Source organism: Candidatus Limnocylindrales bacterium, from assembly GCA_035559535.1.
GTDB lineage: Bacteria > Moduliflexota > Moduliflexia > Moduliflexales > JAUQPW01 > JAUQPW01.
In genome coordinates this window covers 104,720-120,240 of sequence record DATMBG010000012.1, presented here as the reverse complement: position 1 = coordinate 120,240, position 15,521 = coordinate 104,720, and the positions used below count along the sequence as shown (strand labels likewise).

The window sequence follows — 15,521 nt, the reverse complement described above, 5'->3', positions numbered from 1 at the left end:
TACGAATAAAATTATCCGAAAAGTCATTCTCGGACAGTATGGTCGAGTATCGGTCTATTCGGAAGAGGTCGTACCAGGGAGTTCAATTTGTATGACAGTTTTAAATCTGCAGGAGCTACTCCATCAACTCCTTTCTGAGCGTATCCTGATTTTGGACGGTGCTATGGGCACCATGATCCAGCGTTATCGACTTGGAGAAGCCGATTATCGTGGAGAACGCTTTAAGGACCATCCCCGGGATCTGAAGGGAGATAATGATTTGCTGGTATTAACCCGGCCTGATATTATCGAAGGTATTCATCAGGCCTATCTGGAAGCCGGAAGTGATCTCATCGAGACAAATACTTTCAATGCAAATGCTGTTTCTCAGGCGGACTATGGTCTGGAGTCGCTGGTTTATGAAATAAACGTTCAAGCTGCCAGGCTGGCCAAAAAAGCCGCTGCAGAATGGAGTACGCGAACTCCGAATAAACCCCGTTTTGTCGCAGGTTCTATAGGCCCCACCAACCGTACCCTGTCTATCTCCCCGGATGTGAATAATCCAGCTTTTCGTGCTTTGACCTTTGATAAACTTCGAGAAGCTTACGCCGAACAGGTTCGAGGGCTCATGGATGGGGGAGTAGATCTTCTGCTTATCGAAACCATTTTCGATACCCTCAATGCCAAAGCAGCCATTGTCGCCATCCAGGAAGTATTCGAGGAAAAAGGTGTGAAGCTTCCCATCATGATCTCTGTAACCATTACCGATCGAAGTGGAAGAACCCTGTCGGGACAGACGATAGATGCTTTTTGGATCTCCATAGCCCATGCAGAACCTTTTAGCGTTGGAATCAACTGTGCTTTGGGAGCTCGGGATATGCGGCCTTATGTGGCCGAACTTTCGGCTATCAGTCCGGTTTACATTAGTTGCTATCCCAATGCGGGTCTGCCCAATGCCTTTGGCGAATATGAGGAACAACCCGAGACCACCGCTCAATTTCTTCAAGAATTTGCTTCCAGTGGTTTTGTCAATATCCTGGGTGGTTGTTGTGGCACTACGCCGGATCATATCCGGGCCATCGCCCGAGCCGTGGAAGGTATCAAACCCCGGAAAGTTCCGGTGTTTAAAGAACGTTATACCCAATTCAGTGGATTAGAGGCACTGACCATCCGTCCGGATAGTAATTTTATCATGATTGGGGAGCGAACCAATGTAACAGGCTCACGTCGATTCGCCAGCCTGATCAAGGCCGGTGATTTTACCACGGCTCTGGAAGTAGCCCTGGATCAGGTACGGGGTGGAGCAAACATCCTCGATGTCAATATGGACGAAGGGATGCTGGATTCCGAGCAGGCCATGACGACTTTCCTTAACCTCATTGCAACCGAGCCTGAAATTGCACGTCTCCCTATCATGATCGATAGCTCTAAATGGTCGGTTATCGAGGCCGGATTGAAGTGCGTCCAGGGGAAAGCCATTGTCAATTCCATCAGTCTTAAGGAAGGAGAAGAGGAGTTCATCAAAAAAGCCCGTCTTATCAAGCGTTATGGAGCTGGCGTTGTAGTGATGGCCTTTGATGAAACAGGACAGGCCGAGACGGTTGAACGTAAGGTGGAGATCTGCCAGCGGGCCTATAAACTTCTCACCCAAGACGTCGGTTTCCATCCGGAGGATATTATTTTCGATCCCAACATCCTGGCTATTGCCACCGGTATGGAGGAACATAATAACTTTGCCGTCAACTTCATCGAAGCTACCAAAATCATCAAACAAACATGTCCTGGCGCCAAGGTAAGTGGGGGAGTAAGCAATCTCTCTTTCTCCTTTCGTGGTAACAACCTGGTCCGTGAAGCAATTCATACGGTCTTTCTTTATCATGCTATTCGCGCAGGCATGGACATGGGGATTGTCAACGCCGGTCAGATTGGAATCTACGAAGAAATCCCCAAGGATCTCCTTGAGCATGTGGAAGACATTATCTTCAACCGACGACCTGATGCCACCGAGCGCATGATTGCCTTTGCCGAGACGGTTAAGGGGCAAGGTCAAAAGAAAGAAATTGACCTCTCCTGGCGACAGGGAAGCGTCGAGGAGCGTCTCTCCCATGCCCTGGTAAACGGAATTATCGACTTCATCGAAGCAGACGTGGAAGAAGCCCGACAGAAGTACCCCAAACCCCTGGATATCATTGAAGGTCCCCTGATGAACGGCATGAAGATCGTCGGAGACCTCTTCGGTGCCGGAAAGATGTTTTTACCCCAGGTGGTTAAGAGTGCCAGGGTCATGAAAAAAGCGGTGGCCTATCTACAGCCTTTTATGGAAGCGGAGAAAGAAGGACACGGAGACGCGGAGACGAAGAGACGCGGAAACAAAATGGAAGGGGAGAAAGAAGGACACGGAGACGAAGAGGTAATTGTAGTATCCCCGTGTCCCCGTATCCCCGCGTCCCCGCGTCCCTCTTCTCAAGGTAAGATCGTCCTGGCAACGGTCAAAGGGGATGTCCATGATATCGGTAAGAATATCGTGGGGGTTGTGTTGGGTTGTAATAACTATAAAGTTATTGACCTGGGGGTCATGGTCCCCTGTGACAAAATCCTCCAGACGGCTATCGATGAAAAAGCGGATATCATTGGCTTGAGTGGATTGATTACCCCTTCCCTGGACGAAATGGTCTTTGTGGCCAAGGAAATGGAGCGTCGGGGGTTCAAAATCCCTCTGTTAATCGGTGGAGCAACCACCAGCAATCAACATACGGCAGTAAAGATTGCACCGGAATATAGTGGAACTACTGTCCACGTTATAGACGCTTCACGGGCGGTAGGTATCGTGGCCAGCCTGCTGGATCCCAAACAGAAAGAAGCCTTTGAGCAAGATAATCGGGAAAGTCAAGAGCGCCTGCGTAGGGTCCATGGAAAAAAGAAAGAAACAACCCTGGTACCCTTCGAAACAGCCTATGCCAACCGACTGAAAATCCAGTGGCGTAAGGAAGATATCGCGATTCCCTCCTTTCTGGGTCGCCGTGTTCTGGAAGATGTCCCCCTGGACGAAATAGCCAGATACATTGACTGGACTTTCTTTTTTACAGCCTGGGAACTAAAAGGAAAATTTCCAAAAATCCTGGATCATCCGGAATACGGCCCGGTAGCCCGAGAACTCTACCATAACGCCCTACAACTTCTCCGTAAACTAAGCGACGAGCACCTATTAACCGCTCGGGCAGTTTACGGCTTCTGGCCGGCCAACAGCATAGAGAACGATATTATCCTGTATACCGATGAAACACGAACAAAGGAATTGATACGCTTCAACATGCTCCGTCAACAACAGGCTCAACCTCCAGGTAAACCCAATCTCTCCCTTGCAGATTATATCGCACCACTGGAAAGTGGACTTCCCGACTATCTGGGAGCTTTCGCTGTTACAGCTGGTTTAGGGGTTGACGAGTTGGTAAAACAGTATGAAAAGAACCAGGATGATTACCATGCCATCATGGTCAAAGCCCTGGCAGATCGCCTCGCAGAAGCTTATGCGGAGTATCTACACCAACGTGCACGCTGTGATTGGGGCTATGGATTGACCGAAAACCTTACTTACGAAGATCTCATCGAGGAAAAGTACCGGGGTATCCGTCCCGCCTTTGGCTATCCGGCTTGCCCGGATCACTCGGAGAAATTTAAACTCTTTGAATTGCTGGATGCTCCTTCGATAGGAATTCGTCTGACAGAACATGGGGCTATGCTCCCGGCTGCCAGCGTTAGTGGGTTGTATTTTGCCCATCCTCAAGCCCGTTATTTCACAGTTGGGAAAATCGATCGAGATCAGGTTACGTCCTATGCGAGGCGAAAAGGAATGCGTATAGAAGAAGTGGAGAAGTGGTTGTCTTCCAATCTGGGATATCCTGCAGAAGCTTAAATGAAGAACCTGTTCCGTTTACAGCTTACAGCGAAATACAATAGACTTCCTGTTCGGTTTCCTCTTTGGAAACCCGGATCTTTCCAACAAACTGCGTAACATAATGGGATTTGACAATCTCATGGGCTTGTTGTCCTATCCAGATACTTCGGGGTCCTGCTAACAATCCAAGGTGAGTTGCAAGGGTCGCAGCCTCTCCAAAAACAACATATTCCATCCGTTCCGTTGATCCTACATAACCGGTTATAACCTCTCCGGTGTTAATTCCAATTCCAAGGTCAAACCTCTTTTTAGGATCTCGCCGCTCGTTAAGTTTTTTCTGTTCTTCGTGTATCTCTACGGCGGCTAATACTGCTTTCTCTGCATTGTCAGGATAAACCTCAGGCACTCCAAACATGGCTGTAACCGTATTTCCAGTGCAGGTACCCAAGGTCCCCTCATATTTAAAAATAATCTCCCTGATCATCTTAAAATATTCATTTAAAAGCTCCATCAATTCGGCAGGCTCCGGTATTTTACAGAGAGAAGTGAATTCTTTAATAGCTGAAAATAAAACCGTTGCCAGGACCTTTTCTGCTTTTATCGCCAGCTTTCCGGTATCCAGACTAACTTTGGCTATCTCAGTTGCTAGCATTGGAGGTAAAAAACGCTCCAGGCTACTGCGAAGGGTAACTTCTTTCTTGATCCTCTCACTCAAGATAATCTTCTCTATGCTGGAAGCAATATGATTGCTGATGGCAGTTAACAAGATGACCTCACTTCGATTAAACTTTCCAGGTTGAGAATCTTCTAAGTAAATCACTCCAATGATCTCATCATACTTAAGGATCGGTGCACACATCATGGAAGGTGCTGAGTGATACTTCTGGGTTTTTATACCCATTTTGATAGAACTAAGATCTGAGAACCACAAGACAGCCCTCTTTTCGTACCTGACTTTCTCCACCATGGCTTTGTTATAAAAATTATTTTCTCCCCTGACTACATAACATCGAAACTCTCCCTGATCGTCTACAAGGAGCAACAAGCATTTATCGGCTTTGATCGTTGTCCAGATGGTATCAACAATAGACTCTAAAAATTCTTGAAAATTTCTGACGGTTGCGAGTTTTTCACTGATCTGATGCAGAATCAAATAATTTAAGTCTAACACCTTACTTCTATCTAAGTCTTGAAATTTAACCATCAGGTCGGAGGGTTTAATGGATTCTGTTTCTTCTGATTCAAATACCAGAGCCGTAAGGCCAATGATAATCCTATCCCCGTGCTTTAACCTTTCTTTCTTGATCTCTCTACCGTTAACAAAGGTGTGATTTGTACTCTCCAAGTCTTCGATAAAATAATCTTCCCCTTCCCGGATTATCCGGGCATGTCGACGAGAAACCGTTTCATCACTGAGATGAATAGAATTTTGAATCCCTTCCTCAGGATCATCCTTACCGATAGTTATTATGTCTTCATCCAGGATGAAGACGGTCTTCGTATCATTGGGTCCTTTAATAATTAACCGTGGCATGTTTCCTGATTCTCCATTTCAGAGTTACTCTAAAAAATTTCCCTTCTTTCCAATACCTTTTCCATGGATAGGGAGGTTGAAGTTGCCATGGGTAGGGAGCCGGCTGCCCTCACTCAGGATAAACTTTGCGACAAGAGAATCTCCTTGCCTTAATAGATGGTTACGTTCCTATTCTGGTTCTTACCGTAACACTCCATCGAAAAGGTATAACTTTTGGTTTTACCTGGAGAAATCTTTAAATGGTTTAAAACCAATCATCAAACGAGACGTTTAACCTACTTGACTTCCCCGGTTATTAGATTTAAATATTGGTAAATTATTTTGATTCTGCAAGAGAAGAAAGATTCAAGGAACGGAATTAAGAAAAGAGAGAAAAGGAACTTTCCATGAAAGCCATGATCTTTGCAGCGGGTTTGGGTTTGCGCTTGAAACCACTCACCGATATCCTACCTAAATGCCTCGTAGAAGTAAATGGAAAAACCATGCTGGAGCATGTCATAGATCGACTCAAGATGGTCGATGTGGATGCTGTGATGATCAACGTTCATCACTTTGCCCGGCAAATTCACTCCTTTGTAAAACAGAAGAATAGTTTTGGTTTACAGGTTGAGTTTTCTTATGAGGAAGAGTTGTTGGAGACCGGAGGAGGTCTTAAAAAAGCGAGTTGGTTTTTTAAATCGGACTCTATGGTACAAGGTGAAGAACCTTTCTTTGTCCATAATAGCGACGTTTACTCGGATATCGATTTAAAGGCCATGCTTGACTTTCATAGGAGCCACGGGGCGGTTGCTACATTGGCCGTAAACAAGCATAAAACTTCTCGCTATCTTCGTTTTGATACAAATCAACGGCTGGTGGGGAGGGAAAATCAAAAAACCGGTCAGGAAGTACTTCTGGCACCTGGCATAGAGTTTGAGAGACTTTCCTTTACAGGCATCCACGTTTTATCCCCCAAGATCTTCGATTATATGCGAGGTCAATCGGGTCGTTTTTCCATTATAGATACTTATATGAAAGCCATACGGGAAGGAGCGCTTATTATAGGTTATCGAACGGATGACAGTTTTTGGATGGATATGGGAAGTGTTGAAAGGCTGGAGTCTTTAAGACGGAAACTGGAGTCCGATAAGAAAATGTAATTTCCAGGAGGAAATGATATGGATATCCGCTCAGGAGTCGATTGGCCGGCTTCGGCGCTTTCTAATTTTGCGCCCCATAAATTTGTGATAGATGGAATCCAGTGCCACAGTATGGAAGGATTTTTACAATCCCTGAAGTTTAAAAATCCGGAAATGCAGAAGGAAGTTTGCAAGCTGGTAGGAAAGGCTGCAAAACTTAAAGGTAAGAACAAAAACTGGCATCAAACTCAGAAGCTTTGGTGGCAAGGAAAAGAAATCGGTCGGCATAGCCAGGAATATCAGGACTTACTGGATAGAGCTTACCAGGCTTTGGCCCAAAACGAGGGATTCCGGAAAGCCCTTTTAGCAACCGGTAATGCAGTTTTGACCCACAGTATCGGGAAGAATGACCCCCATAAAACCGTCTTAACCCCAAGGGAATTCTGTTCCCGGCTGATGACAATAAGAGATTCCTTAAAAAAATAACCCGAAAGGACCTACCCTCGAAAAAGTATCATGAATAAAAGCAGCCCCATGAAAGGAAGTCTCAAATGGTATCGCCTCCAGATTCGAGCACGGAGGATATTCAATAGAATTCCGCTTCGTGAAAGCCAAAAAATATTTATTCTCACCTTACTTATCGGTGGTCTATGCGGACTTGCCGCGGTTGTGTTTCATTTACTATTAGACTTTTTTCAAGAAAATATCATCTATTCTGTAGCATCCCTGTCGGATTGGTGGCATATGCCCCTTCTGATCTTCATTCCTGCTGTAGGCGGTCTTATTTCAGGTATAGGGCTTTCTTTTGCGCCTGAAGCCAGGGGAAGTGGTATACCCCAGGTTAAGAAGGCTTTTTACCTGAACGGTGGACGGATTCCCGCGCGGGTCATTCCGGGTAAAATGATTTTAGCCGCTTTCAATATCGGTACCGGTGCAAGTTTAGGACGTGAAGGACCTACTGTTCAAATATGTGCAGCCCTGGCTTCCCTGCTAGGAAGAATATTCGCCATCTCCCGGCGCAGACTTCAGAGCCTTTTACCGATAGGTGCTGCAGCAGGTCTGGCGGCTGCTTTCAATACGCCCATAGCCGCTCTTACCTTCACCCTTGAAGAGATATTGGGAGATACCGCCGCAAAGCCCCTGGGGTCCATTGTGATAGCTGCCGTTATTGCAGCCGTAATTGAACGGGCCATGCTGGGCGAACATCCTCTGTTTACCGTTCCACCTTATAAATTAAATTCTGCCGTTGAACTCGTTTTCTACGCTTTATTGGGAATTATAGCAGGACTTACAGCAGTCCTTTTTAAGGAAGGACTCCTCCGTTTGCGGATGTTTTTTCAAAATCAGCAGATTATACCCCCCTGGGCTACTCCAGGTTTAGGGGGTCTTATCCTGGGGATAATAGGGACTATGGCTCTTCTTCTTACCGGTTCTTCAAGCATCTTTGGAGTCGGTTATGGACAGCTTTCCATTGCCTTACAAACGGACCTGCCTCTCCCAATGTTTATCATTCTTGGAATTTGTAAATTGATAGGAACGGTGGTATCTTATAGCTCAGGTTCTTCAGGAGGGATCTTCGGTCCTTCTCTTTACATAGGAGGAATGATCGGCGGTGGAATCGGAATCTTAACCCGATTCATTCTACATAATTCCTTAACCCAACCAGGAGCCTTTGCCCTGGTGGGTATGGGAGCAGTATTTGCCGGTATAGTTGGTGCGCCAGTTACTTCTATTATCATGGTATTTGAAATGACTAATAATTACGCCATTATTCTTCCCCTTATGGTAGCCAATATCGTCAGTTATGCGGTAGCCACCAAACTCAGCCCAACCCCTATATACGATGCCTTACTTTTACAAGACGGAATTCATCTCCCCCACCTGGAGAGACACGTTTTGAAACGGATACCTGTTCGTGCGGCGATGACGAGAGAAGTAACCACTGTAAACGGCGAACTGTCCGTTGCAGAGGCTTTCCGGTATGTACAATTACTTCCTGAACACCATCACGCTTACCCCGTTATGAATAGGCAAGGCCGATTAATCGGCCTTTTTACCTTCAATGACTTAAAGCGAGCACTGGCAGCCAATCAAGGTAACCGTCGATTGGATGAGATTCTAAACAAGGATTTAATCAGCGCCTACCCCGATCAAACGTTGGATGAGGTTATATTCAAGCTGGGGCAAAAAGGTATTTCTCAACTTCCCGTAGTTAGCCGAAAAGATCCATCCAAACTGCTGGGAATCATCACCCTGCATGACATAGCAGCAGCTTTGTCTAAAGAAGATAAAACAGCCGCTACAATAGGAGCAGGAGTTACCGAAAAGCATACATAAGACCCATTTGGAAAAGTTTTTTAAAGCCTTTAAATCAGAAGGAGAGAGGTAATACCTCCAACCTGGATAAGAAGCCTTTACGGCCCGGTCGTAGCCTTTACGAATTTAGCCCATTCTTCCGGTAGGATCCGACCTACCAGTTTGAAACCCTCCTTACCCAGTGGTTTAAATATGGCAGCCTCCCCTTCGGCGAGGGTAAGCTCGGTTGCTCCCCGAATACTAAATCCGTGGGCTACGAGAATCGTATTGGTCCCCTCAGGAACTATTGTAGAAAGCAAATTCCGCAATTTATCTTTGAGTTGTTCTTTTTCAGTCTCACTTTTAACATAAGAGGGGGAAACCAAGTCGAAGGTGGGTTCGACACGCCCAAAGGCCAGTTTAGCCGTCTCCCGGGCCCGACAGTAAGGACTTGCCAAGACTTGACCTATGGGGATTCCAAGGGCCCGGAAAGCCTGACCGATGGCCTTTGCATCTTCCCGACCCTTTTCAGAAAGATTGCGTTGGGTCTCGCAATTCTCTAAATTCCCCAGATAGGTATCTCTCTGGGTCCAGTCGGTGGCAGCATGTCGGAAGAAAATTACATACCCACCCTGTTTTAAAGCCTTTACGAGTTGTAGCCCGGATAAGGCTGTTTCGGTCTGGGCATGCCCTGTATTTGAAACGGGAAGGAAGATAATATAAAGGGCTAAACCCAACAGGAAAAATCGTTTTAACATCTTTAACCTCATTTCTGTTCGCGGACTTTTGCGGTTTTCAAAACCACAGAAGTCTTAACACGCGTTGAAAGACAGTCTCTCCGTAACGGTTCACCCTCACTTTAAACCCCTTTCCCCCGCTGCAGGAGAAGGAGAGACCCTTTTTCTTTTTTCAGAATAGAAAAAAAATCTTTAAAAGTCCAGTACAATCTTTATTTTGTATCTGTATCCATTTAGCAGGCAGAAGAAATCCTCTCTCACCTCATAGACACCGGAATAACTCCAGAAGGAATTATTTTATTAACCCCAACCCCTCCTAGCCCCATATACATCAAGCTGAGAAGGGGAAAAGCCTTATTTTCGGCCTGAACACTCCCCATTCCCCCCTCGAGGGGGGACTAGGGGGTGTTCCCTATAGGCGTCGGGATAAGAAGGTTAACCCTAGCGGAGCTACCTGTTTAACAGGCCGCGGCTAGGGAGCTTGAAGAAAATTCTGAATGACGGAATCCCCCGACTTGCGTCGGGGCTACCCACGGTTCGCCCCTGACAGGGTTTTCAGCTTAACCTGGCGCGTAGGGGGTTAGAGGGGTGTTCAAAAAGTTACACTTCCTAAGTTGTTACAGGTACTTTTATTTTCATTTAAACTCCTTTCGTTTAATTTTTTATTGAGATTCCCTTGCAGATAATTTATAGTTAAACACATCATAAAAATCCTAAAAAGGAGGAATATCTATGTCCGGTCCATCTTTCAGACGGCACGATAGTGAGGGCCCGGTAGCCCCTACCTCTTCAATCCCTGAGCCTTCTTATGCCGAACGAGCGCGTACTTTAGTGCACCGGGGGCGTGTAGGAAGTTTATCTACCCTCTCCCGAAAACGACCCGGCTGGCCCTTTGGCTCTGTAATGCCCTATGCCGGGGATGAGCAGGGTCGGCCTATTTTTCTCATCAGTACAATGGCCGTCCATACCCAGAACCTTCTCCAGGACCCCCGGGCCAGCCTGTTGATAACTCAACCCGATGGGGAGGGGGACCCTCTCGGTATGGCCCGGGTTACACTGATGGGAAGGGTTTCCAGAGTTCCGGAGGAAGAGTTAGCAGGGGTACGGGAGCGCTACCTGGCAGGATATGAAAACGCCAGGTACTGGGTGGATTTCGATGACTTCGCATTTTACCGGATGGATATCGTGGATGTCTATTTTGTGGGCGGTTTCGGCATGATGGGATGGATCACCGCCGAGGAATATTATCGCGTAGAACCTGACCCGCTGGCAGATATAGCAACTGGAATCCTCCAGCACATGAATACAGACCATGCCGATTCATTAATTCTCCTCGCAAAAGTTTTTGGGAATGTTGAGGCAGAAGAGGCTGTTATGACTTCGGTTGACCGTTTAGGGTTTCAAGTACGGCTAAAGACCGGAGAGCGTGTATATGGAACCCGTATCCCGTTTCTTCGTGAAGTAAGAACCCCCCAGGAAGCTCGAACGGTTTTGGTGGAAATGGTTCGGCAGGCACGTGAAACGATCCGTAGATAAAAACAGATAGGATTTCTCATTTCCATGGACCATTTTCTGTTGGTAAGTAACCCCTAACATGATAAACGGAAGAGGGAAGAGGGCAGATAGACATGGTCATCATTTTAATGGGAGTTTCAGGCTCCGGTAAGACATTAATCGGGCAATTTCTCGCCAAAGACCTTGGCTGGCCATTTTACGATGGGGATGATTTTCATCCCCAAACCAATATTGATAAAATGAGCCGGGGGATTCCCTTAAATGACGAGGACCGGAAACCCTGGTTGGATACACTTCAGCAGTTGATCCACAAATGCCTCCAGGAAGGTCAACCTGCTATCCTTGCCTGTTCCGCTCTTAAACAGGCTTACCGGGATCATCTCCTGAAGGATAATCCGGGAGCCCTTTTTGTCTATCTGAAGGGAACTTATGATCTCATCCTCAGGCGCCTCCAGGAACGCAAAGGACATTACATGAAAGCAGATCTCCTGACCAGTCAGTTTAATACACTGGAGGAGCCAAAAGGAGTCCTGACAATCGATGTGAATCAGAAACCGGAAACCATCGTGCAGTTGATCAAGCAGGGTCTGGGATTAGATAAACATTGAACCTTCCCGGTTCATTTTATTTTTCCATTGATGGAGTATGTGAAAGATTTTTACTCTTACTTAGAGTCAAGTTGTAATCTCATTTTCGCCTTCCATCTACTTAAAAAACGCGGTGACTCCGGCCATTATTGCAGCAAAAAAAGCAGGTATTGCGTTTACCGTCCATGAATATAAACACGATCCGTCTACCGATTCTTATGGACTGGAAGCTGCGCGTGCACTCGGTGTTGATCCCTCTCAGGTTTATAAAACCCTCGTTACCAGGGTCGAAGGGCAACTCGTGGTGGCTCTGGTACCTGTTAACAAGAATTTAGATCTAAAGGCTCTGGCTTCGGTCTTGGGAGCGAAGAAGGCAGCCATGGCAGAGATTACCGATGCAGAACGTGCAACCGGTTATGTGGCGGGGGGGATCAGCCCCCTTGGACAGCGCAAGCGTTTACCGACCGTAGTGGATGAAAGCATGCTACAATTCGAAACTATCTACGTTAGTGCGGGAAAGCGAGGGTTAGAAATTCAACTCCAACCCACCGATCTCATTCGCCTTTGTCAAGCAACCCCTGCTGCGATCGCTCGATAATTAACCTGAATCGAATCTGACACATACGGTGGTGACGCCCTTCCTGTCCAAGGATCATTTTGGACTGGACAAAAAAATAGAGGTTATGATAATAAGGTAATATTTCGCAGGATGAACCTGCATAGAGAGTATTTTGGTAACGGGTCAGAAGTCAGAAACTGGCATAGAGTGAAGAAACTATCATACCTTACACATATCAGGACAAACTGTAGAGTGGATACGATCTTCATCCTGAATCCCGAACTCTGACTCCTGATTCCTAAGAAAAGGAGGTCAGTATGGGTCATTTGGGTAAATTTAAAATTGCCTGGATGGTAGGGATCATTGTTCTATCTGTGGTTAGCTTCAGTTTGAGTACTGAAGCTAAAATGGGTATCGAAAAACAACCCTTTGGGAAAACACCCGATGGAACACCTGTGGATCTCTACACCTTAACAAATGACAACGGTATGGTGGTAAAAATCACGAATTATGGCGGTACGGTGACTTCTCTGATAGTTCCAGATAGGAATGGGAAGATGGGGGATGTGGTACTGGGATATGATAATTTAGATGGATATCTCAAGAATAATCCTTATTTTGGTTGCATCATCGGACGTTACGCCAATCGGATTGCTAAAGGCCGATTCGTATTAAATGGAGTCGAGTATAAACTGGCTCAAAACAACGGCGAGAACCATCTGCATGGAGGGATTAAGGGGTTTGATAAGGTTGTATGGAATGCAAAAGAGGTTAAAGCCGGTAATGGAGTGGGTGTGGAACTCAGTTATCTGAGCAAAGATGGCGAGGAGGGATACCCGGGTAATTTGTCGGTAACCGTTACTTACGTTCTGACCAATAACAACGAGCTGAAAATCAATTACCTGGCAACAACCGACAAGGATACGGTGGTTAATCTAACCCACCACTCGTATTTTAATCTGGCCGGTGCAGGGGAAGGAGATATCTTAGGTCACGAGCTCATGATCAATGCCGATAAGTTTACTCCTGTAGACAAAACTTTAATACCGACGGGGGAATTGCGAAGTGTTAAGGGCACACCCATGGATTTTACGCAATCTACGGCTATTGGAGCCAGGATTAATCAAGAAGATGAACAACTCATCTTTGGCAAAGGTTATGACCATAACTGGGTGCTGAACATTGTAGAAGGTGCGCTGACACGAGTTGCCAGGGTATATGAACCTAAAACCGGACGGGTTATGGAGGTTTTTACCACAGAGCCGGGTATGCAGTTTTATACCGGAAATTTCTTAGACGGTACCATTACAGGTAAGGGAGGTAAAGTCTACTACCAACGCTATGGGTTCTGCCTGGAAACCCAGCATTTTCCAGATTCTCCCAATAAGCCTCAATTTCCTTCGACAGTTCTCAAACCTGGTCAAACCTATAGAACGACCACGGTTTATCAATTCTCGACGAAATAGTTTCCCTTTATTTTAACCAATGTGCAGGTTCATCTACCTTTCTTAAGGTCGGGTTAAGGCATAAGGCAAGGGACAAAAGATTATCTGCGAAGGATGATTAAACTCTTTATCAATGCAGGAACATCAAAAGGCAGGATGTATGGTAGATCAACCGTCTCGGTTGAAGGATAAAAAAATAGTTTTCCGGCTCCTCAGAATCCTTCGGAGATTATTCTTATCCTTTGCCTTTTGCTTGTTTTAAAATCGAAGTAGTTATGAATACAAATCGTGAAACTCCCTTTGAAACTCTCTTAAATCGGCAAGACAGCGAAACATGGTCTAGAGTTATTACGGCTCTTCTACCGTCTATCCATGATGTAGACAAAACGGCTACGCAGATCTGGTTCAAATTCTTTCCACTGGATCTCGCCCGCGCTCTTCAACAGGCGGAGGATCCGGTTCAACTGGCCAGGGATTTACTGTTGCAAGGAAAATATCAATTGAAAGATCAGATTGATTCTTCGCATCGGTTTTTGTACGGTCACCGTTTTTGGCCTGAAGTCAAAAACGCAGTAGCAGAGTATGCTTCCTCTGTAAAACCTTCTACGGACCTGGACCTTAAGGCTTTGATAGGCGAGCTTGCTGGTAGTGTTGCAAGGAAAATGAACGTAGAAGACTCCCTGCTTATCGGTATTACTGCCGTGGCTTTGATGACCTTACAACAGGTCGGTTTGAATACCTTTAAAGCAGCACCGGGGGTTATTTATCTAAATCCCAAGTTCTTCAAGAAGTCTCCGGAGCAGATATTAAAAGCCCGTGCTCGAGATGACTGGCAGGGATTATTTGGCTTTCTCAGGGGGATTAAAAAGGAATGGACGGTAACCTTCGATGAAAATGATGAGACTGCAAAGTTTAAACTGATTCATACTCAGGAACTCACCACAGCGGCGATGTATGATAAACGGGATCATACCTGGCGCGATCCTCGTTGTATGAAGGAGGAAGGACCTATCCCTGTTCAATGTCGTTCGGCGGCCTGTGGGACCTGTTGGGTAGGTATTTTAGGTGGTGCTGAAAAACTCTCTGAGGTGAGTCCTCTTGAGGGACGGAAGATAAAAGAGTTTGGCTACATTGATACGAATGAGCCAAAGCCGTTGATACGCCTGGCCTGTATGGCTCAGGCCTTTGGCGCAGTCTCTATTGTTATTCCACCCTGGAATGGAGTTTTTGGGAAATTCCTCCGTGCCTGGAAAATGAACCGTAATGGATCCCAAAAAACCGTAACACTTTAAGGGATTAAGTGACTTTATACTTTGGCACTTTTTGTAAGTTATGGATTTTATTAAATTACAAAAGCCCCACAGGGGCGATCTGTTTGTAGCGAATCGATGTTCTTTTTATTAAGCTGGTCCCGGAGGGGCTTACCTAAGTTATTGGATTTAAAATTTAACGGTAACTGTAACAATTTCTTACGAAAATCATCTTACGGTTTTCATACTTCCTTCGTGGCGACCCAACGGGTTATGATTGTTTAGTAGGTATCACTTTTTTATGTCTGAACACCCCCTGTCTCCCCCTCCAGGGAGGACTTCATTGGGAGCGACCCTATATCAGTCCCCCCTGGAGGGCAGGGCTGTTAAGTTCTCAAGTATTTCGGATAGTCTTTGATATTTTTGATAAAGTGAGTCCCAGAGAAGCACCCTGGATTCGTGCTCATCCAAAGAGACTCCTCTGTACTTCTCAGAGAACTTAACAGCCTTACCCCTTGAGGGGGAATGGGGGGTGTTTCTTCTTCACCTACTAAATGGATCCAAATACAATTTAACGGATTCAAGTTAAAAACTGCAAAAGTATAGG

11 protein-coding genes are annotated in these 15,521 nt (G+C 45.9%); 9 read left to right on the top strand and 2 right to left on the bottom strand.

Annotated elements, in window-relative coordinates; genetic code table 11:
- The first annotated feature begins 91 nt into the window (after positions 1 to 91).
- Positions 92 to 3,892, top strand: a complete 3,801-nt coding sequence (gene metH, locus VNM22_03475; protein ID HWP46200.1) for a methionine synthase — start codon at positions 92 to 94, stop codon at positions 3,890 to 3,892.
- Positions 3,893 to 3,917: 25 nt separating this feature from the next.
- On the opposite strand, the gene VNM22_03470 is transcribed toward metH, so the two are convergent.
- On the bottom strand, positions 3,918 to 5,408 hold the full coding sequence (locus VNM22_03470) for an adenylate/guanylate cyclase domain-containing protein (GenBank protein HWP46199.1): 1,491 nt from the start codon (positions 5,406 to 5,408) through the stop codon (positions 3,918 to 3,920).
- 386 nt (positions 5,409 to 5,794) lie between these two features.
- On the opposite strand from VNM22_03470, the gene VNM22_03465 reads away from it, so the two are divergent.
- Genes VNM22_03465 through VNM22_03455 form a run of 3 tightly spaced genes read left to right on the top strand, consistent with a single transcriptional unit; the run spans position 5,795 to position 8,863 of the window.
- Entirely contained in the window at positions 5,795 to 6,547 is a 753-nt protein-coding gene (locus tag VNM22_03465; protein HWP46198.1) for a nucleotidyltransferase family protein, read from the top strand.
- 18 nt (positions 6,548 to 6,565) lie between these two features.
- Positions 6,566 to 7,012: a hypothetical protein gene (locus VNM22_03460; GenBank protein ID HWP46197.1), complete on the top strand. Its 447-nt coding sequence runs from the start codon at positions 6,566 to 6,568 to the stop codon at positions 7,010 to 7,012.
- A 30-nt stretch (positions 7,013 to 7,042) separates the two neighbouring features.
- Complete coding sequence (locus tag VNM22_03455) at positions 7,043 to 8,863, top strand: chloride channel protein (GenBank protein ID HWP46196.1); 1,821 nt, start codon at positions 7,043 to 7,045, stop codon at positions 8,861 to 8,863.
- Positions 8,864 to 8,940: 77 nt separating this feature from the next.
- Here VNM22_03455 and VNM22_03450 read toward each other — a convergent pair whose 3' ends face one another.
- The gene (locus VNM22_03450) at positions 8,941 to 9,579 is read right to left on the bottom strand and encodes a histidine phosphatase family protein (protein ID HWP46195.1); all 639 of its coding nucleotides are present in this window, start codon (positions 9,577 to 9,579) and stop codon (positions 8,941 to 8,943) included.
- 711 nt (positions 9,580 to 10,290) lie between these two features.
- Between VNM22_03450 and VNM22_03445 the strand changes: the two genes are divergently transcribed.
- The 5 genes from VNM22_03445 (at position 10,291) to VNM22_03425 (ending at position 14,956) form a co-directional block, all read left to right on the top strand.
- Positions 10,291 to 11,094, top strand: a complete 804-nt coding sequence (locus VNM22_03445; GenBank protein ID HWP46194.1) for a DUF2470 domain-containing protein — start codon at positions 10,291 to 10,293, stop codon at positions 11,092 to 11,094.
- Between the two features lie 92 nt (positions 11,095 to 11,186).
- The gene (locus VNM22_03440; GenBank protein ID HWP46193.1) at positions 11,187 to 11,681 is read left to right on the top strand and encodes a gluconokinase; all 495 of its coding nucleotides are present in this window, start codon (positions 11,187 to 11,189) and stop codon (positions 11,679 to 11,681) included.
- Positions 11,682 to 11,793: 112 nt separating this feature from the next.
- A complete protein-coding gene (gene ybaK / locus VNM22_03435) occupies positions 11,794 to 12,258 on the top strand; it encodes a Cys-tRNA(Pro) deacylase (GenBank protein ID HWP46192.1) in 465 nt (154 codons plus the stop codon).
- Between the two features lie 278 nt (positions 12,259 to 12,536).
- A complete protein-coding gene (locus VNM22_03430; protein HWP46191.1) occupies positions 12,537 to 13,685 on the top strand; it encodes an aldose epimerase family protein in 1,149 nt (382 codons plus the stop codon).
- A gap of 254 nt (positions 13,686 to 13,939) precedes the next feature.
- Complete coding sequence (locus VNM22_03425; GenBank protein HWP46190.1) at positions 13,940 to 14,956, top strand: 2Fe-2S iron-sulfur cluster-binding protein; 1,017 nt, start codon at positions 13,940 to 13,942, stop codon at positions 14,954 to 14,956.
- The last annotated feature ends 565 nt before the right edge of the window (positions 14,957 to 15,521 follow it).

Excerpts from the sequence above, each read along its gene's own strand:
- VNM22_03450 (HWP46195.1), bottom strand. The coding sequence starts at position 9,579 with ATGTTAAAACGATTTTTCCTGTTGGGTTTAGCCCTTTATATTATCTTC.
- VNM22_03460 (HWP46197.1), top strand. The coding sequence starts at position 6,566 with ATGGATATCCGCTCAGGAGTCGATTGGCCGGCTTCGGCGCTTTCTAAT.
- VNM22_03440 (HWP46193.1), top strand. The coding sequence starts at position 11,187 with ATGGTCATCATTTTAATGGGAGTTTCAGGCTCCGGTAAGACATTAATC.
- VNM22_03430 (HWP46191.1), top strand. The coding sequence starts at position 12,537 with ATGGGTCATTTGGGTAAATTTAAAATTGCCTGGATGGTAGGGATCATT.
- metH (HWP46200.1), top strand. The coding sequence starts at position 92 with ATGACAGTTTTAAATCTGCAGGAGCTACTCCATCAACTCCTTTCTGAG.
- VNM22_03455 (HWP46196.1), top strand. The coding sequence starts at position 7,043 with ATGAATAAAAGCAGCCCCATGAAAGGAAGTCTCAAATGGTATCGCCTC.
- VNM22_03445 (HWP46194.1), top strand. The coding sequence starts at position 10,291 with ATGTCCGGTCCATCTTTCAGACGGCACGATAGTGAGGGCCCGGTAGCC.
- VNM22_03425 (HWP46190.1), top strand. The coding sequence starts at position 13,940 with ATGAATACAAATCGTGAAACTCCCTTTGAAACTCTCTTAAATCGGCAA.
- VNM22_03465 (HWP46198.1), top strand. The coding sequence starts at position 5,795 with ATGAAAGCCATGATCTTTGCAGCGGGTTTGGGTTTGCGCTTGAAACCA.
- VNM22_03470 (HWP46199.1), bottom strand. The coding sequence starts at position 5,408 with ATGCCACGGTTAATTATTAAAGGACCCAATGATACGAAGACCGTCTTC.